We start from the raw sequence: 20,422 nt of genomic DNA on the forward strand, positions 1-20,422 counted from the left end.
ACGTTTCGAGGCTCAGGCGCAAGCCGGTTCGCGGTAGCGGAATTCCGTCAGGCTTCTTTCCGAGAGCCAGCCCAGCAAGGCATCGCTGCCCAAAGGTCGGCTGATCCAGTAGCCCTGAATTTCATCGCAGCCCATGGCGCTCAGCAACTCGGCTGCCTCCTGCGTTTCCACGCCTTCCGCAACAACTTCATAACCAAGGCTGTGAGACAGTGTGATCATGGATTGAACCAGCACGCGCTCACGGTTCCCTTCCTTCATGTCGTTGATAAAGGAACGGTCGATCTTGACGACATTTGCGGGCAGCTTCTGAAGGTAGGCAAGGCTGCTATAGCCGGTGCCGAAATCGTCTATCGACAGGCGGATGCCTGATGCCGTCATCTCGTTGAGAAGACTTAAGCCCGCGCCCGCCTCCATCATCACAGCCGTTTCCGTCAACTCGAATTCGATCTGCTGGCCTTCAACTCCAAACTGCGCCATAGCGCAGTTGAGGCGCTCGAGAAAATCGGTTTCCTGAAGATTGATGGCGGAGAGATTGATGGAGATCTTCAGCCGCATACCAAGTGAATTCCAGTAGGAAAGCTGGCGCAGAGCTGCCGTCACGACCCAATCCGTCAATTGCCGCGCATAGGCCGAGACTTCGATAACGGGAATGAATTCCGCTGGCGAGATGTTGCCAAGTGTCGGGTGCTGCCAACGCAGCAGCACTTCCGCGCTTTTATAGACACCGTTTGCAGCATCGACACGCGGTTGGAAGACGACGGACAACTGCCCATCCCCCTCGAGAGCCTTCGGAAAATCGCGTTGAATGATGAAGTTTCGCTGATGCCGGATGTCCATATCGGGGCAGAAGAACGCAATCTTCGAGGTGTTTTCGCGGGCATCCTGAACTGCACTTTGAAGCGAGCGCAATATCTCTTCCGGCGCATAGTCTCCCGGCGTAAAGACCATGGAGCCAATGGACGGCGTCATCGTAATCTGGAATTCCAGCTCGTTCTGCACCGTAGTCATGATGTGCTGGAGGAAGTCCTTATAGTCATCGGCCGAAAAGTCCGGCGGAGAAAGAAAAGCGAATTGCGTTGGCCCGACGTGATAGGCGGCGAGGCTTCCGTTCAGACACTCGCTGAGAATGTGGGTCACCTTGCCGATCAAGTCATCGAGATGCGACATGCCGACGACCCGGATCATGCGGTCGAACTGCGATGTCTGCGCGAGATCGAGCAGGCTGATGACCTGCTCGCGCCTGTGCGTCTGATTGGCGAGATCGGATAGATCGTTGACCAGTTGATAGCGGTTCGGCAGGCCAGTGGATGGCTCGATGCGACCGAAGGCATGTTGCAACTCGATCTGATCCATGACCATCGCCGCGAGATCGCTGAGCGTCGAAAGCTGCTCCTCGGTCACCTCGAAGGGTTCGACGCCGAGCACGCAGAGCGCTCCGATGCCATGCCCACTCGGTGTGATCAGCGGAACGCCGCAATAAAAACGGATACCCGCATCTCCAAGCGTGCTCTTGGCGTAAAACTCGTCAGTCTGAAAATCACGAATAACGACCGGCGCTCTCGTCTCCGCGACCTGCGCGCAAGGTGCTTTCACACGCGGAATTTCGTTGTGCTCGACGCCGACCTTGGACTTGAACCATTGCCGGTCCGTATCGGTCAGCGATATCGCGGCGATTGGCAGGCCGAAGTAATTGGCGACCAGTCGGGTGATACGATCGAAGTTTTCACTCGGGAGCGTATCGAGAAGACGAAGGTTTTTAAGTGCGGAAATACGTGCGGCTTCATTATGCATAGTATTCTTCCAGACGTGCCTGCATAGTCGACATGGCAGCACGCGCAAATAAGGGAAAAAACATCTGTAGTAGCCGTGCCGTCTTCGCCCTGGAGTCGTGAGTTCCTCACGATGGCGACATTCAGGCTTCATGCCTGCAGCTCAAGAAATACTTTGCAATATTCTTATGCGGCAAAATAATTTTAAGAGTAAATGGTTCCACGGCTTATCGTAACGTGGTTATCCGCACGTTAAACTTTTCAGGCGCTGTCATTGAGAGCGGAATAGAAGGGTGAACACCGGCACGTCGGCAGCACAAGTCGGCTGCCAACAGTCAGGATGAACCTTACATCAATTGGGACTGAGCGAAGGATCAGGTGCCAACGCCGATTTCGGCAAGGCGCGTCAGGCAGGCCTCTTCGACATTGTCCAGTTCAGCCAGAGTTTCTTCGATGTCCTTGCGCTTCTGGCGCAGGTCGGCACGCTTTTCATCGACCTTCTTCATCAGAAGCTCAAGCTGGCCGGATTCACCCGGCGGCTCTTTATAAACCTGAATGATTTCACGGATTTCCGCTATGGTGAAGCCTATGCGGCGGCCGCGCAGAATTTCCTGAATAAGCCTGCGATCGGCAGCGCGGAACAGCCTTGTGCGACCCCGACGCTCAGGATGAATAAGACCTTCATCCTCGTAAAAACGAAGAGTACGGGTGGATACCCCAAATTCACGCGTCAGTTCCGTTATGCTATAGTACTTGTTCAAGGCATTGTCCGATTCTTGGGCTTCCGGACATTATGTTTGACCTTCACGTAAAAGTCAATTTTTTGCATCAGCTCAGCCTGATATGCCGAACCACCATGTCGCGAGCCCGAGAAACGAGAAGAAGCCGACGATATCGGTGACCGCCGTAACGAAGACAGCAGAAGATACGGCAGGGTCGGCTCCGAACCGGTCCAGAAACAGCGGAATGAGAATACCGGCCAAGGCAGCAGCCAGCATGTTGATCAACATCGCAGTGGCAATGATGCCGCCTATATTCGCGTCGTGAAACCACAGACCCGCAATGATACCGATGGCGCAGCCGAAGAGCGCGCCGTTCAGCAACCCCACCCCCGCCTCGCGACGGATGATGCGGGCGGCGTTGTGAATATCAAGGTTCTTGGTGGCAAGTGCGCGCACGGAAACCGTCATCGTCTGAGACCCGGCATTGCCGCCCATGCCCGCAACGATTGGCATGAGAATGGCGAGCGCCACGACCTGCTGAATGGTTGCATCGAACAATTCGATAACGGAAGCAGCAAGGAACGCGGTCATCAGGTTGATACCGAGCCAAGGCACGCGCGAGCGTGACGTGATCGCGATGGAGTCCGACAGTTCTTCGTCACCCACACCGCCAAGGCGCAGCAGGTCTTCCTCGGCCTCTTCCTGAATAACGTCGACCACGTCATCGATGGTCAGCACGCCGACGAGGCGTCCGTTATTGTCCACCACGGCGGCGGAGAGAAGGTCGTACTGTTCGAAGAGCTGCGCCGCTTCTTCCTGATCCATCTCCGCTGGAATGGGATGGTTCGTCTCGTGCATGATGGTTTCGATCTTCACCTGCCGCTTGGAGCGCAGCAAGCGGTCGAGATCCAGCGCTCCGACGAGCTTGAAGGTCGGATCGATGACGAAGATTTGCGAAAAGGATTCCGGCAGCTCTTCCTCTTCGCGCATGTAGTCGATGGTCTGCCCAACCGTCCAGAATGGCGGCACGGCCACGAATTCCGTCTGCATACGGCGACCGGCGGAGCTTTCCGGATAATCCAGAGCCCGCATCAGCCTCACACGTTCGGTGAACGGCATTTGCGAGAGAATATCTTCGCGATCTTCCTGGTCGAGGTCTTCCAGAATGTAGACGGCGTCGTCCGAATCGAGCTCGCTGATACCGGCGGCAATCTGCTCGTTGGGCATCTGCTCGACGATATCCAGGCGGATTGCTTCATCCACCTCGGTCAGCGCCGTCATGTCGAAATCGGTGCCAAGCAATCTCACAAGCGCGTGGCGCTGCTCCGGCTGGATCGATTCGAGCAGGTCGCCAAGTTCCGAGTCATGCAGCCGCGCAACGTTCTCGCGCAGGAAAAGCACGTCGCGGTCCGCAATTGCCGCACCCACCATGGCCAGAAAATCGGATCGAATGGACCCGTCTTCGGCATAGATGTCGGCCATAACTTCCGGTCTCTTGGCGTCTTCCGGCACGGGATGATCGTTGTCGGCTTGTGTCAACTTGCGCCCCTTTTTCCGGTTGAATGCTTAGCTCGCGAACGGGCTGGAGAATGGCTTTTAAAGTTACATTGTCAACAACCGGTTAGGCGAGAAGTGGTTTCATCCTCTTCATAACCTCGCCGCAAGTGAAGGAAAGCGTTTACGGTGTCGCCAATGTGAAAACGAACCGCGCGCAGATGCTAAGATACGAGTTGACATATGGTACTTATGGGGGAATCTGGAAGTTAAGGCGTCGCAGCAAAAATCGAATGGGATGGCACCCGGAACGAGCGGCGGACAAACAAAAGAAAATATCAGAAAGAGACCTGTAACATGGGCAAGATGGATTTCATCGGTAAGGCCTCCTCCGCCGCGGGCGGTTGGGGCGCACTCAAGAGCGTGGGCAAGCGGTTGCTTGAATCCGGCGCACCGATTTCCGGCGCAAGAACGCTTCTCAAGGCAAACCAACCCGATGGCTTCGATTGCCCCGGCTGCGCTTGGGGTGACCCGGAGCATGGCTCCTCCTTCGAGTTCTGTGAAAACGGCGTGAAGGCCGTTGCGTGGGAAGCGACAGAAGCGCGCGTTCCGCCTGAATTCTTCTCCACCCACACGGTTTCCGCGCTGAGCAAATGGACCGATTACGATCTGGAAAAGCAGGGCCGTCTGACCGACCCGCTGCGCTACGACCGCGCAACGGACAAGTATCTGCCCGTTTCCTGGGATGCCGCCTTTGCCGAAATCGGCAAGGTTCTGCGCAGCCTCGACAACCCTGATCGTGCCGAGTTCTACACATCCGGTCGTGCCTCCAACGAAGCCGCCTTCCTCTATCAGCTGATGGTCCGCCTTTACGGTACCAACAATTTCCCCGACTGTTCGAACATGTGCCATGAAGCCAGCGGCGTTGGCCTGAAGGCTTCCGTCGGCGTCGGCAAGGGCACGGTTCTTCTGGAAGATTTCGAGAAGGCGGATGCGATTTTCGTCATCGGCCAGAACCCGGGCACCAACCATCCGCGCATGCTGGGTGATCTGCGCCGTGCAGCGCTTCGCGGCGCACGCATCGCCGTGTTCAACCCCATCCGCGAAAAGGGTCTGGAGCGCTTCAGCGATCCGCAGGACAAGCTGGAAATGATCACCGGCGGCAACACCAAGATCGCCACCAATTATTACCAGCCACGCCAGGGCGGCGACATGGCTGCCATTCGCGGCATGAGCAAGGTGGTGTTTGCGGCTGATGAGGCTGCGCGCGCTGCTGGCAACCCTGCGATCATCGACTACGATTTCCTTGCCGAACACGCGGTCGAATTCGAAGCCTACCGCGCTGTCGTGGAAGCCACCAGCTGGGAAACCATTCTCGATCAATCCGGCCTGACCCGCGAGCAGATCGAGGAAGCCGCTGGCATCTACATGAGTGCAGGTTCGGTCATCACGACCTGGGCCATGGGCATCACCCAGCACAAGCATTCCGTCATCACCATCCGCGAAATCACCAACTTCATGCTGCTGCGCGGCAATATCGGTCGTCCGGGCGCGGGTCTCTGCCCGGTTCGCGGCCACTCCAACGTGCAGGGTGACCGCACCGTCGGCATCGATGAGAAGGCCCCGCCTGCCCTGCTTGATGCGCTGGAAAAGGAACTCGGTGTTTCGATGCCGCGCAACCGCGGCCACAACACGGTGGAAGCCATCAGCGCCATGCTGGACGGCAAGGCCGAAGCCTTCATCGCGCTTGGCGGCAACTTCTTGCGCGCAACGCCGGATAGCCCGCTGATCATCGAAGCTTTCAAGAAGCAGAAGCTGACGGTCAATATCGCCACCAAGCTGAACCATTCGCATTTGGTTCCGGGTGAAACTTCGTTTATCCTGCCTTGCCTTGGCCGCACGGAAATCGACCGCAACTCCAAGGGCGCATCGCAGATCGTGACCGTGGAAGATTCCATGAGCATGGTTCACGGCTCTGGCGGCATCAACGAGCCAGCATCGCCGGAGCTGCGTTCCGAAGTCGCCATCATCGCCGGTATTGCGGAAGCGACGCTCGGCAATGAACGCGTGAACTGGAAGAACCTTGCCGATGATTACGACCTGATCCGCGACATGATCTCGCGCGTCATTCCCGGCTTCCAGGATTTCAACGAGCGAGTTCGCGTGCCGCGCGGTTTCCATCTGCGCAACGCAGCAGCAGAGCGCGAGTGGAACACGCCAACCAAGAAGGCCACTTTCTTCACCGGCGCACTGCCGGAAAAGACAGAGCATCAGGAAGCGCTTGCCAAGGAAGGCATTTTCGTTCTGCAAACCTTCCGCAGCCACGACCAGTACAACACCACGATCTACGGCATGGATGACCGTTATCGCGGCGTTTATGGCGAGCGTCAGGTAATCTTCATGAACCCGAAGGACATGGAAAAGCTCGGCGCACACTCCAAGCAGCGCGTCGATGTCATCGGCGAATATGGCGATGGTATCGAGCGTATTGCGCAGAACTTCCGTCTAGTGCCCTACAACATCCCGGAAGGCAGCGTCGGCGGCTATTACCCTGAGCTGAACGTTCTCGTGCCGCTGCACAGCTATGGCGAAGGCAGCTTCACGCCGACATCCAAGTCGGTGCTGGTGTCCGTTCGCCTGCGCAGCGAGGCAGAGGCCGCCTGATGGATGAAGATCAATCCGCCGCGCGCTTCATGGCCGTGGTGGAACAGATCAGCAAAACGGCCCCGGTTGCGATTGACGCGACCGGGGCCGCAATCATTGCGGCCATCCACCTTGGTATCGGCAGCGATAGCCGCAGCCTTTCCAACAAGCTCGGCATTGCGCATGCACTGGTCTTGCGCGAAATCAACGCGCTATCGGGAAAGATGCTGACCATCGTCAAGCGCGATGCCCGAACGCAGAGAACCTTCGTGGAGTTGACAGACGATGCTCAGGCACTGGCGCTCTCCGCCTCGGAAATCTGGCTGAAGCCTTCGCTTTCGAACTCATGATCCGGGAAACGCCATGACCATCCGCCAAATAATCGCCTACCCGGATGCTGCCCTCGCGACCGTCTGCAAGCCCGTGACGGAATTCGATGCAGGCCTCGCCACACTCCAGCAAGACCTCGTAGACACCATGCGGGCCGCCCCAGGCGTCGGCATAACCGCAGCCCATATTGGCGTCGTCCAGCGAATCTTCGTGCTGGAGCTTTCACCCGGCAAGGTGCTGACTTACGTCAACCCGGAGATATTGACGACATCCTCGGAAACGATGCGCCACGTCGAAGGCAGCGTGTCTATGCCCGGCTTTACCGAAGAACTGGAACGTCCCCGCAAGGTGACCTTGCGCTTTCAGGATATTGCCGGCGAATGGCGCGAGGACACGGCAGAAGGCTTCCACGCGATCTGCATTCAGCATGAGGTCGATCAGCTGGATGGAATGTTCTGGATCAAACGACTTTCGAAACTCAAGCGTGACCGCCTGGTGCGAAAGTGGGAAAAAGCGCAGCGCTGACCCAGTCACGCTCAACTCACATCAAGCCGGAACTCCGCATCGCCGCGCAGCGTGTTGCTGACCGTGCAAATCTCCTCTGCCTGATGCGCGATGGCCTGTTTTGTCTCCTCATCGAAATCACCACTGATTTTCAAGGTCATGTGGAAGCGCAGAATGCGGGCCGGTTCGCCTTCCGACTTATCACCCGTGACCTTCGCCTCCACAGACGCGAACCTGTCCAGCACGCCCATGCGGCTCGCGGCTATACGCGCGCTTAAAACCAGGCAAGCAGCGAGCGAGGAAAAGAGCAGATCGAGCGGATTGAAACCCGGCTCGGAGGCTGCGGTAACGACAGAGAGACTGCCGCCCGTGGGGGTTTCCAGTTGAGGGTGGCTGTTGCGACCCAGCCTTGCTGTGGCGCCAACATCCCGTTTTTTCACGCGTATCTCGTTCATGACATCCATCCGCTTTTTATGTTTTTCGCAAATTCATTTTGCACAATGGAACCAAAATATAAGCTTGCGCTTTTACTCACGCAACGGTGATCGACCGTTACGGATTTACTGAAAACAGGAGCTGGGACATATGGCTACAGGCGCACTCGTTAGTATTCTGATCACATTTCTGGTCATCGTACTCATTCTTTGGCTGATCAATCGTCTGCCGGTTGGCGGCAGTGCAAAGCAGATCGCTCAGGTGATCGTCATCATTATCGGCATTATCTCTCTGCTGAAGTACCTCGCAGTATTTTGATAATTCCGGTCAATTCCGCAGCATGGTGAATGCGCGGAAGAGATATGTGAAAGCCCGCCGCTCCATCGGCGGGTTTTTGCTTTTCTAGCGTAACCACTTGCGCACGAAAAAGGGCGCGCGAACCCGTCGCGCGCCCTTCTCATTTCAAAGTGGATTACTGCGGCAGCTTGTCGTCCACGCCCTGTACGTAGAAGTTCAGGCCGAGAAGAACCTTGTCCTCAGCTTTCTCGCCAGCCTTCAGCCACTCGGAACCGTCCTGCTTCTTCACAGGGCCGGTGAATGGATGCAGTTCGCCAGACTTGATCTTGGCTTCGGTTTCCTCAGCCATTTTCTTCACGTCGTCAGGCATATTGGTGTAAGGCGCCATGGTCAGAATGCCGTCCTTCAGACCGTCCCAGATCTGCTCGGACTTCCACGTACCATCGAGAAGAGCCTGCGTGCGCTTGATGTAGTAAGCGCCCCAGCTGTCGATAATCGCCGTCATCTGCGTGTTTGGACCAGCCTTGATCATATCGGAAGCCTGACCGAAAGCCTTGATCCCACGCTCGGCAGCAACCTGCATTGGAGCCGTCGTGTCCGTGTGCTGCGTCAGAATATCGACGCCCTGGTCGATCAGAGCCTTGGCTGCATCGGCTTCCTTGCCGGGGTCGAACCAAGTGTTGGCCCATACGACCTTGACCTTGAAGTCAGGGTTTACGGACTGCGCGCCCAGAACGAAAGCATCGATACCCATCACCACTTCCGGGATCGGGAAGGACGCGATGTAGCCAGCAAGACCCTTCTGCGACATCTTCGCAGCGATCTGGCCCTGAATGTAACGGCCTTCATAGAAGCGGGAGTTATAGGTCGCGAGGTTTTCAGCAGCCTTGAAGCCGGTTGCGTGCTCGAACTTCACCTTCGGGAATTTCTGGGCAACCTTGACGGTCGCATCCATGAAGCCGAAAGACGTCGTGAAGATGAGTTCGCAGCCGGAACGGGCCATGCGCTCGATTGCGCGTTCTGCATCTGGGCCTTCCGGAACGCTTTCCAGGAATGGCGTTTCGATCTTGTCACCGAAATGCTTCTGCAGTTCCTGACGACCGATATCATGCGCCTGCGTCCAGCCGCCATCGGTGCGTGTGCCGACGTAAACGAAGCAGACCTTCTTTGCGTCTGCGGCCTGCGCGGCTGGAACCACGCCGACAATTGCGGCAGCCGAAGCTGCAAGTGCGATGATGAGTTTCTTCATTTTTACCCCTGCTTGGTTAGGCATGATCTTTGGTTTTTTTAGCGATCCGGCACGAACGGCTTGCCGAGCGATGCCGGTGTATTGATCAGCGTTGTGCGCCGATTATGGGAGATGATGATGAGGACGACAATAGTCGCAATATAAGGAAGCGCTGAAAGAAGTTGCGATGGCACGCCGATGCCGAAGGCCTGCGCATGCAGCTGGCCAACGGTGACCGCGCCGAAGAGATAACCGCCCGCCAGAACGCGCCATGGACGCCAGGATGCAAAGACCACCAGTGCAAGCGCGATCCAGCCGCGCCCGGCAGACATGTTTTCCACCCATTGCGGCGTATAGACCAGCGAAAGCTGCGCGCCAGCAAGACCAGCGCAGGCGCCACCGAACATCACGGCGAGATAGCGCGTGCGAATGACGTTGATGCCAAGCGCATGGGCGGAGCCGTGATTATCCCCGATAGCGCGGATTTTCAGGCCCGTGCGGCTTTTGAACAGAAACCAGCTGATGCCGATGACGAGCGCAATCGACATGTAGAAGATCAGGTCCTGCCGGAACAGGATAGGCCCGATGAATGGGATATCCGACAGGACCGGGAAGACGATGTTGGGAAGCTTCACGCCGGGAATGCCGACGAAAGTTTCGCCCAGCATGCCCGATACGCCAAGCCCGAGGATCGTCAGCGCAAGGCCGGTCGCGACCTGATTGGTGACGAGCGTCAGCGTGAGAAAACCGAAGAGAAGAGAGAAGATCGCGCCTGCGGCAATGCCCGCCAGAATGCCGATATAGGGCGATCCGCTGAGATGCGAGGCAGCGAAAGCGCAGACCGCGCCGATGATCATCATTCCCTCGACACCGAGATTGAGGACGCCCGCGCGCTCCGTCACCAGCTCGCCCAAGGCAGCAATGACGAGCGGTGTTGCCGCCGTGATAACCGTCAGGATGATCGCTTGAGCCATATCCATCATGCGGCTCCTTCGCTGCTGGTATTGCGTCCGAAACGAATGCGGATTCGGTAGAGGATCAGGGTGTCGCAGGACAGGACGAAGAACAGAAGCAGCCCCTGAAAGACGCGAACGACCTTATCGGAAATCTGTAGCGACATCTGCACTGCTTCGCCGCCAAGATAGGTCAGCGAAAGCACCAGACCCGAAGCGATGATGCCGAGCGGGTTGAGCCTGCCAAGGAAGGCGACGATGATGGCGGTAAAACCATAGCCCGGCGAGATCGACGGCTGAAGATGGCCGATGGAACCGGAGACCTCGGAGATGCCCGCAAGCCCGGCTAAACCGCCCGAAAGCAGCAGGGAGAACCAAACCATTCCGCGCGATGAGAAGCCAGCAAAGCGCCCTGCCCGGGCGGACTGGCCAAGTACCGTAACCTGAAAGCCTTTCAGCATGTAGCGCATCATGAACCACAGCGCGACCGCTGCGATAATGGCGAAAACGACGCCCCAATGGGCGCGGCCCGATGCCAGCATTTCCGGCAGAACGGCACTCTCGTTGAAAGGCTTCGTCTGCGGAAAATTATAGCCCTGTGGATCGCGCCAGATGCCGCGCACCAGCCAATCGAGAAAAAGCTGCGCCACATAGACGAGCATGAGGCTGGTCAGAATTTCATTGGTGTTAAAGCGCGTCTTCAACAACGCCGGAATACTGGCATAAAGCGCGCCGCCGAGCGCACCCATAATCAGCATCAACGGCAGAATCATAGGCGACTGCCAGTCGGGATAAAGCACCGGCAGGATCGAGCCCGTAATCGCACCGATGGTGAATTGACCCTCTGCGCCGATATTCCAGTTGTTCGAGCGATAGCAGATTGCAAGACCAACCGCGATCAGGATCAAGGGCGCAGCCTTGATGGCCAGTTCGTGCAGCGACCAGACTTCCAGCAGCGGCTCCACGAAGAAGCTGTAAAGCGCGCCGACCGGCTCCTTGCCGAGAAAAGCGAACATGATTGCGCCGACGAGAAGCGTCAGCACCAGCGCCAGAAGCGGAGACAGAATTGCGAAGAGCTTCGAGACCCCAGCGCGTTTTTCAAGTTCAATGCGCATGAGCGACCTGCTCCGTATGCCCTGCCGTATGACCCGTGTGAATGCCGCCCATCAGCAGGCCGATTCTCTCGCGCGTCATCTCTTTTGCAGGGTAGGCCTCTGAAAGCCTGCCATCGGAAATGACCGCGATGCTGGATGCCACTTCGAAAATTTCGTCCAGATCCTGGCTGATGACTATGACGGCGGATCCAGCCTTTGCGAGATCCACCAGCGCTTGGCGAATACGGCTTGCAGCGCCTGCATCCACGCCCCAGGTCGGCTGGTTGACCACGAGAACCGAGGGTTGACGATCCAACTCTCTACCGACAATGAATTTCTGCAGATTGCCGCCGGAAAGCGAGCCGGCCAGCGGATCGTCCCCGCTTTTGCGCACATCCATGGCTTCGGAAATGCGTTTTGCCGCCTTCTTGATGACGGAATGGCGAATAACGCCGAGGAAGCCACCGCTCAGAAACGCCCTTTTGTCGGAGCGACAGCGGGCCAAAAGAAGATTGTCCGAGAGGCTCATATTCGGCACGGCGGCGTGCCCATGACGCTCTTCCGGCACGAAGCCTGCACCCAGAAGACGGCGGCCATTGATGCCCGTGCGCCCGACCGGCTTTCCACGCAGCATGATCGCATCGTTCTTCGCAACGGGATACTCGCCGGAAAGCGCATCGAAAAGCTCTCCCTGCCCGTTACCCGCAACACCTGCAATTGCCAGCACCTCGCCGGAACGAACCGTCATGCCGATGTTTTTCAGCGAAACGGCAAAAGGCGTGCGCGCGGCAACCGAAAGCCCGGCAATTTCCACCGCTATGTCGCCAATGGTGCAATAATCATCGCGCTCTATGCCAGCGACATCGGAACCGACCATCATGCGCGCCAGCGATGCGGGCGTTTCTTTCCGGGGGTCGCAAGCGCCCGTAACCTTGCCGTGGCGCAGCACGGTTGCGCGGTCGCAGATGCGCTGCACCTCTTCCAGACGGTGGCTGATGTAAAGCACGGAACGGCCTTCGGCCTTCAGCTTTTCCAGCGTTTCGAACAGGCGGTCCGCCTCCTGCGGCGTCAGCACCGAGGTTGGCTCATCGAGAATGATAAGCTGCGGGTTCTGCAACAGCGCACGCACGATTTCGATGCGCTGGCGCTCTCCAACCGAAAGATCGGCCACATGGGCGTAAGGATCTAGCGGCAGTCCATAAGCCTTGGAAAGCGCTTCCGCCTCGCGCGCGATTTCCTTCAGGGAAATTTTCGGATCGAGGGAGAGCGCAATATTTTCAGCAACCGTCAGAGCTTCGAACAGCGAAAAATGCTGGAAGACCATGCCGATGCCAAGCCTGCGCGCCTCGCCGGGAGAGGAAATGCTGACCGGCTTTCCATTCCACAGGATTTCGCCGCTGGAAGGCTCCAGCACGCCGAACAGCATTTTTACCAGCGTGGATTTTCCCGCGCCGTTTTCACCCAGAAGAGCGTGTATCTCGCCGGGCGCGATATCCAGATCTATGGCGTTGCACGCCGCAAATGTTCCAAACAGCTTGGTCAGCTGGCGAACGGACAAGAGAGGCAAGGCCTCAGACGTCACCGATCCCGTCACCTGTTCCCCTTTTCCACCAGCCGCCGCACTTTCTGCGAAGCGTTGAACGGCCGGATCGTCAATCTGCTATTGCACTAAATTTGGGCACTGCCCTTTATCGATACTAAATACCGGTTTTATCCCGCCGCACAACTGAAAAAGACACTCAAAACAAAGGTTTTGAACGACTGTATCCGTTATCGCGCATTCGCGCCCAGCGCAGGCAGAAACTGCATGATGCCGCCGATGCAATAGAGATAGATTCCGGTGAGGACCACGCCTGCGACAACCCAGTCCGGAGACTGGAAGTGCATGAGCAGCGAGTAACCGCCAAGAGCGCACCAAAGCAGGAACACCGCCATGTTCAACCACCTCAACCTCTTCACCCGAACGGGATGCAGGAAGTTGATCGGCAGGAAGGTCAGCACCACCGATACCGTAACCACGATCATGGCCGTGGTGGCGCTGGCATCTATGACGAAAAGCGTAAAGACCACCATGTTCCAGACCACAGGGAAGCCGGAGAAGAAGTACTCATCCGTCTTCATGCCCATATCGGCGTAATAGATAGCGCTCGAAACAACGATCATGCCCGCCGCAACGAAGGACCATGGCTCGCCGATCATGCCCTTTTGATAAAGCGCAAAGGCGGGAAGCAGCACATACGTTACGTAATCGATGATATTATCCAGCGTATCGCCAGACCAGTTGGGCAAAACCTCTTTCACGCGCACCTTGCGCGCAATCGGTCCATCGATGCCATCCACCAGAAGGGCAAGCCCCAGCCACCAGAACATATCCACGAAGCGATGCTCCGCAGCGGCAACCACGCCAAGGAAGGCAAGGAAGGAACCTGAGGCCGTAAGGATGTGAACGGAGAAAGCGCGGATTTCGGCATAGGGCACGCGCTTGTAATTGAAAATCTTCATGATCAGCGCACGCGCCCCGTTTCTATCCGTTACGTCCCTTCCGATATGCGACCATTCACCGCTCTTTGCAACCATCCGCGAAAGCTTATCCTAGGACTAATATGGATTTTGCTTCAAACGGATGGCGCTTGCGACACAGATGACTTCTGGATTTGGCGCGGTAAAGCCACTATGTTTCAAAGCCTGAAAGCATGATTGGAACAGGACGATGAGAAACTTCGAGATTGCCGTTGTAGGCGCTGGACTTGCTGGACAGATCGCGGCCATTGCGCTTGCACGTTCGGGTCGCAATGTCGCGCTCATCGCTCCCCAATCCGACAGGATCGACCACCGCACGACGGCGCTGATGGACCAGTCGATCCGCTTCATGGACCGGCTTGGGCTTTGGTCCAAAATCGAACCATCCGCCGCGCGCCTGTCCACAATGCAGATCATCGATGGCACTGACCGGCTGCTCCGCGCGCCGACCGTCGCGTTCCGCTCATCGGAAATCGGCCTTGCCGCGTTTGGCTGGAACATGCCCAACGCAGCGCTTCTGGATGTTCTTTCGCAGGCAGTCTCGCAGGAAAACAACATAACCCTCATCGACGCCGTGGCCGAGACAATCGAAATCGGCAAACACGATGTCTCCCTGACGTTGTCCAATGGCGAGCAGGTGTCGACAAGCTTCATCATCGGCGCGGACGGACGGGGCTCGAAGGTTCGGCAAACCGCCGGGATCGATGTCAAAAGCTGGTCCTATCCGCAAACGGCGCTGGTTCTCAACTTTTCGCACAGCCGTTCACACAGCAATGTCTCGACGGAATTCCACACGCCGACCGGACCTTTCACGCAGGTTCCGCTCCCGGGTGATCGCTCCAGCCTTGTCTGGGTGGTGAAGCCGGAGCAGGCCGCAGAGCTTTCATCGCTGCCGCTTCAAGAACTGAGCAAGCGCGTTGAAGAGCGCATGCAATCCATGCTGGGCACCGTCAGTGTGGAAGAAAACGTGCAGACATGGCCACTTTCCAGCATGACGGCGCATCGTTTCAGCAAGGGCCGCGTGGCGCTGGTGGGCGAAGCGGCTCACGGCTTTCCGCCCATCGGTGCGCAGGGCCTAAACCTCAGCCTTCGCGATATCATCGTGCTTACAGAATTGCTGGGAACGCTGACGGGCGGGCCGATCCCTGCCGATGCCGGCTCGAAATTCGACCGCCGCCGCCGCGCGGATGTCGTCAGCCGCACGGTGAGCGTCGATCTTCTCAACCGCTCGCTCCTCTCCGGTTTCCTGCCGATGCAGATGGCGCGCGCCGCAGGTCTGCATGTTCTGGGAAGCGTCGGCCCGCTGCGCGGTCTTGTCATGCGCGAAGGCATCGAGCCCGGGCGCGGCATCAAGGCCCTGCCCTCGCTTTTGGCAGGCAGCCTCAGACGCTCATGGAGCGAATGAAATAGAGCACCAGCGTTACGGTGAAGACGGAAAGCACCGTCGAAACGAGGATCGTCGCAGACGCCCTCTCCTGCCAGATCCGATATTGCTGACCGATGACGAAGACATTCGTGGCGGTTGGTAGTGCTGCAAGCAGAACCGCGGTCAACACCCAGATCGGATCGAAAGAGCCGAAGGTGGAGAGAACCAGATAGGCCAGAAGCGGATGCAATATAAGCTTGGCTGGCACGATATAGCTGATCTCCACCGGCACCCGCTTAAGCGGCCTCAGCGCAAGCGTAACGCCCATAGCGAAAAGCGCACAGGGCGCTGCGGATTGCGCCAGATAATCCACCAGTTGCTGTACAGGCTGCGGCGGATGCCACGCGGCAACCGCAGCGAAGAAACCGAAGATCACCGATAAAATGAACGGGTGGGTGATGACCTTGCGCGCAACATCGCCCGCGAGCTTCAAGGGAGAGCGCTTGTCGCCCCCAGCAACGGCCATCAAGGCCGGTGCGGTAATGAAATGCGCAGCATTCTCAAGGCAGACAATCAGCGCCACGGGAACCGCCGCGCGCTCACCCAGCGCCAGCAACGCCAGTCCCGGCCCCATATAGCCAATATTTCCATAGCTTCCGGCAAAGCTCTGGATCGTGCAATCGGCAAAGCTGTTGCGCCTCACGAAATAGCCAATTAGGAACAGGGCAACGAAAATGCTATAGGTCGCCATCAGACTGAGTGCGACGAAATCCATCCGCGCCAGCTGATCCACGGGCGTTTTGGCAACCAGCTTGAAGAAAAGCGCGGGCAGCGCGGCATAAATGATGAAGGTATTCAGCCAGCCAAGCGCTTCCGCAGGCTGCTTGGTGATGCGCGCGGCAAGATAGCCGATGAAAATCAGTCCGAAGAACGGAAACAGCAATCCGGCGATTTCGGCCATGGCTCCCTCGCCGTGATGGTGGATGAGATTCGCTTAGCCGATTTGCATCAGGATTGGAAAGCTCTCCTGGAACCAGATCGCGACGTTGGTGATGAAACCCGACATAAAAGCTATGCCAGTAAGCACCAGAAGCGCACCCATGAGTTTTTCCACAACACCGAGATGCCGCCGAAACCGGGCAAGAAAGCGCATGAAGCTGCCGGAAAAGGCCGCGGCAATCCAGAACGGGATAGCAAGACCGGCAGAATAGACGGCCAGCAGCATGGCACCGTCACCCACCGTTTCTCGTGACGCCGCAACACCAAGAATAGCACCCAGCACCGGCCCGATGCATGGTGTCCAGCCGAAAGCAAAAGCGAGCCCCATGACATAGGCACCGGACAGCGTCGCTGGTTTTCCACCGCTTTGGAAACGCGCCTCGCGCGAAAACAGGCCGACGCGAAATACCCCAAGGAAGTTGAGGCCCATCAGGATAATGATGAAGCCACCGATCTTGGCGAGGATATCGAGATTTTGCCGCAGCACCATACCAATCGTGGATGCCCCCGCACCCAGCGCAACGAAAACGGTGGCAAAACCCAGCGTGAAAAACAGCGCAGCCAGCATGACCGCCTTGCGAACCTGCGGCTTTGCCTCAAACCGCTCATCCTTGAACTGCTCAACCGAAATCCCGGCCATATAGCAAAGATAAGGCGGCACGAGCGGCAGCACGCAAGGCGAAAGAAAAGACAGGGCTCCGGCAAAAAGTGCAGTGAGAAGAGAGATATCTGCGATGGACAATGAGGCACTCCGCGCGGGTCACACGCAGCCTTGTAACGCCACCAACCCCTTACGACCAATCACCTTTTTGCAGTCGCGACAAAAAAACGCGGAAAGATGAAATTATCCTCTTTTTATGGGTTGACCGCAAAGCCCCCTCTACATATGTTCCGCCCACTTCCGCAGGGCGCTTCGCCCGACACACGGGAGAGCGTAGCTCAGCCGGTAGAGCAACTGACTTTTAATCAGTAGGTCCAGGGTTCGAATCCCTGCGCTCTCACCACCTTTTCAATTAGTTGTGAGATTTTCCTAAGGTAGAGCATTAGCGATCTGCCGCAGTTATTTTTTGCAGTTCATATCGCCAAAATTTTCCTATTCCAGCGATACTCCCAACCCCGTTCCTCAACCAGATATCTGGCAAGCGATTTCTCCCTGCAGTTGAGGTCCGATAGTGGTTTTTAGAGGCGAACAATCTTCCAGTTGAAACAAATCACGCCAATACCACATTCTTATGTGGTCATCGACATTGCCGATGTTCGGCATGGGGTGATTTGGGAGGAAGCACCATGAACAATCGTACAGTGACTATCGTGATTGCGGCGATCGTCGTCATTCTGGCGCTCGCTTATTTTATGACCGGTTCGAATACGTCCAGCACGACAGGCTCGACATCCACGACGCCGCCAGCGACGTCTACGGCGCCAAGCGCGCCGCCGCCTGCCCCGTCCACGCCACCTCCGGCGCCAGCAACGCCTGCGCCTGATACAACGGCGCCTGCATCTCCGAATGCCCCGGCGCAGAACCAGACGAATCCGTAATCGAATCGTCTCTTCGGCAGAAAAATTGGACTTACAAAAGCATAAGGCCCGCTTTCGCGGGCCTTACTTCATATCTGCATACTGACGAAAATCAGCCGCGCAGGATCGAACGACCGGCGTATGCAGCCTGTGGGCCGAGCATTTCTTCGATACGGATCAGCTGGTTGTACTTCGCCAGACGGTCCGAACGCGACAGCGAACCGGTCTTGATCTGACCGCAGTTCGTCGCAACGGCGAGATCCGCAATAGTGGAGTCTTCCGTTTCACCGGAGCGGTGAGACATGACGGCGGTGTAGCGTGCCTTGTGAGCGGTTTCGACAGCGTCGAGTGTCTCGGTCAGCGAGCCGATCTGGTTGACCTTGACGAGGATGGAGTTTGCAACGCCCATCTTGATGCCATCGCGCAGGCGCGCGGAGTTCGTCACGAACAGATCGTCGCCGACGAGTTGGACCTTGGAGCCGATCTTGTCCGTCAGGTACTTCCAACCTTCCCAATCGTCTTCGGCCATGCCGTCTTCGATGGAGATGATCGGGTACTTGCCCGCGAGTTCAGCAAGGTAATCGGCCATTGCTTCCGGCTCCAGCGTGCGGCCTTCGCCTTCCATCTCGTACTTGCCGTTCTTGAAGAACTCGGTGGATGCGCAGTCGAGAGCGAGTGCAATATCTTCACCCGGCTTGTAGCCAGCCTTTTCGATTGACCGCATCACGAAATCGAGTGCGTCCGGCGCGCTCTTCAGGCCAGGCGCGAAGCCGCCTTCGTCACCAACATTGGTGTTGTGGCCCTGTGCTGCCAGTTCCTTTTTCAGAACGTGGAAAATTTCCGCACCGATACGCACGGCGTCACGGATGCTTTCCGCGCCAACCGGCATGATCATGAATTCCTGGAAGTCGATCGGGTTATCGGCATGCGCGCCGCCATTGATGATGTTCATCATCGGAACGGGCAGCAGATGCGCGTTCGGGCCGCCGACGTAGCGGTAAAGCGGCAGGCCTGTCGTTTCGGCAGCAGCCTTGGCAACAGCGAGCGAAACGCCGAGAATGGCGTTCGCGCCGAGGCGAGACTTGTTCGGCGTACCATCGAGCGCGATCAGCGTCTGGTCGATATGGATTTGGCTTTCGGCATCGAAACCGCCGAGCGCATCGAAGATTTCCGTGTTGACGGCTTCAACGGCCTTTTCAACGCCCTTACCGAGATAGCGCTTGCCGCCATCGCGCAGCTCGACTGCCTCGTGGGCACCGGTGGAAGCGCCCGATGGAACGGCGGCGCGGCCGAAGGAACCGTCTTCGAGGTACACGTCCACTTCAACGGTGGGGTTGCCGCGGCTGTCGAGGATTTCGCGTGCGATGATATCGGTAATGGCTGTCATGGTCTCTCCCTTGGGACTGGAACAGATGGTTTCAGTCGCTTGTCTTAGAGCGCATCGGCAAGGCTGTGAAGCCGTTTTCAGCGAAGATGCGCAGTAGAACGATACTTAACGACGACTCGGATGTAATTGCCTTTTCGCTGTAGACGAAGCGTAAGAAATTACAATGACGACGCCCCATGCGAGGCGTCCGCCACCTTATAAAAATCGATTAGGACGAAATCAGGCCGCCTTGGAAATCGCATCGAAGGCCAAAAGTTTTTCCAGAAGCTTCGGCATGTCCTTAAGGTGAACCATGTTCGGGCCATCGGAAGGCGCATTGTCGGGATCTTCATGCGTCTCGACGAACAGCCCCGCGATGCCAACTGCAACAGCGGCGCGCGAAAGCGTTTCAACGAACTCACGCTGCCCGCCTGTGGAACCACCCTGCCCACCCGGCTGCTGAACGGAATGCGTTGCATCGAACACCACAGGTGCGCCGAGCGATGCCATGATCGGAAGCGAACGCATGTCGGAAACCAGTGTGTTATAGCCGAAGGAAGCGCCGCGTTCGCATAACAGCACATTCGGGTTGCCGCTTTCATTCAGCTTGGCCAGCACATTCTTCATGTCCCAGGGCGCAAGAAACTGGCCCTTCTTGACGTTGATTACGCGACCAGTCTTGGCGGCAGCAACAAGAAGGTCCGTCTGGCGGCTGAGGAACGCGGGAATCTGGAGAATATCGACCGTCTGCGCAACGACGGCGCACTGTTCTTCGGTGTGGATATCCGTCAAAACAGGAAAGCCGAATTCCTTTTTCAGATCGGCAAAAATCTCCATGGCGTTATCGAGACCGATGCCGCGCTTGCCGGACAGGGATGTCCTGTTGGCCTTATCGAACGAGGACTTGTACACAAGGCCGACGCCGAGCTTCGCGCAAAGCTCTTTCAACGTTCCCGCAATCATGAAGGCATGATCCCGGCTCTCCATCTGGCAAGGCCCGGCAATCAGCGAAAAGCGCTCGGTATTGCAAAACGATACGGCGCCCGCACCTTCACCGGCCACCACTTTAAGATTGTTCTTCGCAGTCATCGTCTTCCTCACAATTCCAGAGTAGCGCCCGTTTTTAAGAGCATCCGGCGAGGCCGGTTCGTTGTGCGCACGCCATATCAGCAAGGGCCTTCGGT

General features: G+C 57.3%; 19 protein-coding genes and 1 tRNA gene. 7 read left to right on the forward strand and 13 right to left on the reverse strand.

The genetic code is table 11. From position 1 onward, the window contains the following. Positions 1-12: 12 nt before the first annotated feature. From CFBP5473_RS08395 to mgtE, 3 genes are all read right to left on the reverse strand, one after another. The gene (locus CFBP5473_RS08395) at positions 13-1,791 is read right to left on the reverse strand and encodes a sensor domain-containing phosphodiesterase (protein ID WP_027673121.1); all 1,779 of its coding nucleotides are present in this window, start codon (positions 1,789-1,791) and stop codon (positions 13-15) included. Positions 1,792-2,143: 352 nt separating this feature from the next. Further along, complete coding sequence (locus CFBP5473_RS08400) at positions 2,144-2,530, reverse strand: MerR family transcriptional regulator (RefSeq protein WP_027673120.1); 387 nt, start codon at positions 2,528-2,530, stop codon at positions 2,144-2,146. A 72-nt stretch (positions 2,531-2,602) separates the two neighbouring features. Beyond that, the gene (gene mgtE / locus CFBP5473_RS08405; RefSeq protein ID WP_106389300.1) at positions 2,603-3,973 is read right to left on the reverse strand and encodes a magnesium transporter; all 1,371 of its coding nucleotides are present in this window, start codon (positions 3,971-3,973) and stop codon (positions 2,603-2,605) included. Between the two features lie 369 nt (positions 3,974-4,342). On the opposite strand from mgtE, the gene CFBP5473_RS08410 reads away from it, so the two are divergent. The 3 genes from CFBP5473_RS08410 to CFBP5473_RS08420 are packed head-to-tail and all read left to right on the forward strand — an operon-like array spanning position 4,343 to position 7,483. Next, complete coding sequence (locus CFBP5473_RS08410; protein ID WP_027673118.1) at positions 4,343-6,649, forward strand: FdhF/YdeP family oxidoreductase; 2,307 nt, start codon at positions 4,343-4,345, stop codon at positions 6,647-6,649. After that, a complete protein-coding gene (locus tag CFBP5473_RS08415) occupies positions 6,649-6,978 on the forward strand; it encodes a hypothetical protein (protein WP_027673117.1) in 330 nt (109 codons plus the stop codon). Before CFBP5473_RS08410 ends, CFBP5473_RS08415 begins: the two co-directional genes overlap by 1 nt. 13 nt (positions 6,979-6,991) lie before the next feature. Continuing rightward, positions 6,992-7,483 (forward strand): peptide deformylase, encoded by a 492-nt coding sequence (locus CFBP5473_RS08420; protein WP_027673116.1) that lies wholly within the window; start codon positions 6,992-6,994, stop codon positions 7,481-7,483. An 11-nt stretch (positions 7,484-7,494) separates the two neighbouring features. Here the strand turns inward: CFBP5473_RS08420 and CFBP5473_RS08425 are convergent, their stop codons facing one another. Beyond that, the gene (locus CFBP5473_RS08425; RefSeq protein ID WP_027673115.1) at positions 7,495-7,917 is read right to left on the reverse strand and encodes an OsmC family protein; all 423 of its coding nucleotides are present in this window, start codon (positions 7,915-7,917) and stop codon (positions 7,495-7,497) included. Positions 7,918-8,047: 130 nt separating this feature from the next. On the opposite strand from CFBP5473_RS08425, the gene CFBP5473_RS08430 reads away from it, so the two are divergent. Continuing rightward, the gene (locus CFBP5473_RS08430) at positions 8,048-8,215 is read left to right on the forward strand and encodes a Thivi_2564 family membrane protein (protein ID WP_103088505.1); all 168 of its coding nucleotides are present in this window, start codon (positions 8,048-8,050) and stop codon (positions 8,213-8,215) included. A 154-nt stretch (positions 8,216-8,369) separates the two neighbouring features. Here CFBP5473_RS08430 and CFBP5473_RS08435 read toward each other — a convergent pair whose 3' ends face one another. The 5 genes from CFBP5473_RS08435 to pcsA all read right to left on the reverse strand — a co-directional run bounded on the left by CFBP5473_RS08435 (position 8,370) and on the right by pcsA (position 13,971). Further along, on the reverse strand, positions 8,370-9,443 hold the full coding sequence (locus CFBP5473_RS08435; protein ID WP_027673114.1) for a BMP family ABC transporter substrate-binding protein: 1,074 nt from the start codon (positions 9,441-9,443) through the stop codon (positions 8,370-8,372). A 38-nt stretch (positions 9,444-9,481) separates the two neighbouring features. Continuing rightward, positions 9,482-10,405, reverse strand: coding sequence for an ABC transporter permease (locus tag CFBP5473_RS08440; protein ID WP_106389289.1), 924 nt, complete (start codon positions 10,403-10,405; stop codon positions 9,482-9,484). Further along, positions 10,402-11,490, reverse strand: a complete 1,089-nt coding sequence (locus tag CFBP5473_RS08445) for an ABC transporter permease (protein WP_027673112.1) — start codon at positions 11,488-11,490, stop codon at positions 10,402-10,404. Before CFBP5473_RS08445 ends, CFBP5473_RS08440 begins: the two co-directional genes overlap by 4 nt. Then, positions 11,480-13,051 carry an ABC transporter ATP-binding protein gene (locus CFBP5473_RS08450; RefSeq protein WP_037170619.1) on the reverse strand — a complete coding sequence of 524 codons (1,572 nt, stop codon included), beginning with the start codon at positions 13,049-13,051 and terminating at the stop codon, positions 11,480-11,482. Before CFBP5473_RS08450 ends, CFBP5473_RS08445 begins: the two co-directional genes overlap by 11 nt. Positions 13,052-13,239: 188 nt before the next feature. Beyond that, positions 13,240-13,971: a phosphatidylcholine synthase gene (gene pcsA, locus CFBP5473_RS08455; RefSeq protein WP_027673110.1), complete on the reverse strand. Its 732-nt coding sequence runs from the start codon at positions 13,969-13,971 to the stop codon at positions 13,240-13,242. Positions 13,972-14,179: 208 nt separating this feature from the next. On the opposite strand from pcsA, the gene CFBP5473_RS08460 reads away from it, so the two are divergent. Beyond that, positions 14,180-15,394, forward strand: a complete 1,215-nt coding sequence (locus CFBP5473_RS08460) for a UbiH/UbiF family hydroxylase (RefSeq protein ID WP_027673109.1) — start codon at positions 14,180-14,182, stop codon at positions 15,392-15,394. Here CFBP5473_RS08460 and CFBP5473_RS08465 read toward each other — a convergent pair. Further along, on the reverse strand, positions 15,372-16,316 hold the full coding sequence (locus tag CFBP5473_RS08465; RefSeq protein ID WP_027673108.1) for an AEC family transporter: 945 nt from the start codon (positions 16,314-16,316) through the stop codon (positions 15,372-15,374). The genes CFBP5473_RS08460 and CFBP5473_RS08465 overlap by 23 nt on opposite strands. A gap of 33 nt (positions 16,317-16,349) precedes the next feature. Then, a complete protein-coding gene (locus tag CFBP5473_RS08470; RefSeq protein ID WP_027673107.1) occupies positions 16,350-17,096 on the reverse strand; it encodes a cytochrome c biogenesis CcdA family protein in 747 nt (248 codons plus the stop codon). Between the two features lie 186 nt (positions 17,097-17,282). Between CFBP5473_RS08470 and CFBP5473_RS08475 the strand changes: the two genes are divergently transcribed. Both CFBP5473_RS08475 and CFBP5473_RS08480 read left to right on the forward strand, forming a co-directional pair. Next, positions 17,283-17,358, forward strand: a tRNA-Lys gene (locus CFBP5473_RS08475). A 283-nt stretch (positions 17,359-17,641) separates the two neighbouring features. After that, complete coding sequence (locus tag CFBP5473_RS08480; RefSeq protein WP_106389288.1) at positions 17,642-17,893, forward strand: dynamin; 252 nt, start codon at positions 17,642-17,644, stop codon at positions 17,891-17,893. Between the two features lie 91 nt (positions 17,894-17,984). Here CFBP5473_RS08480 and eno read toward each other — a convergent pair whose 3' ends face one another. Both eno and kdsA read right to left on the reverse strand, forming a co-directional pair. Further along, a complete protein-coding gene (gene eno / locus CFBP5473_RS08485; protein ID WP_027673106.1) occupies positions 17,985-19,259 on the reverse strand; it encodes a phosphopyruvate hydratase in 1,275 nt (424 codons plus the stop codon). Positions 19,260-19,478: 219 nt separating this feature from the next. Further along, the gene (gene kdsA / locus CFBP5473_RS08490) at positions 19,479-20,327 is read right to left on the reverse strand and encodes a 3-deoxy-8-phosphooctulonate synthase (protein ID WP_027673105.1); all 849 of its coding nucleotides are present in this window, start codon (positions 20,325-20,327) and stop codon (positions 19,479-19,481) included. Positions 20,328-20,422: the final 95 nt, after the last annotated feature.

Origin of the sequence: Agrobacterium larrymoorei, assembly GCF_005145045.1 — a bacterium.
Taxonomy (GTDB): domain Bacteria; phylum Pseudomonadota; class Alphaproteobacteria; order Rhizobiales; family Rhizobiaceae; genus Agrobacterium; species Agrobacterium larrymoorei.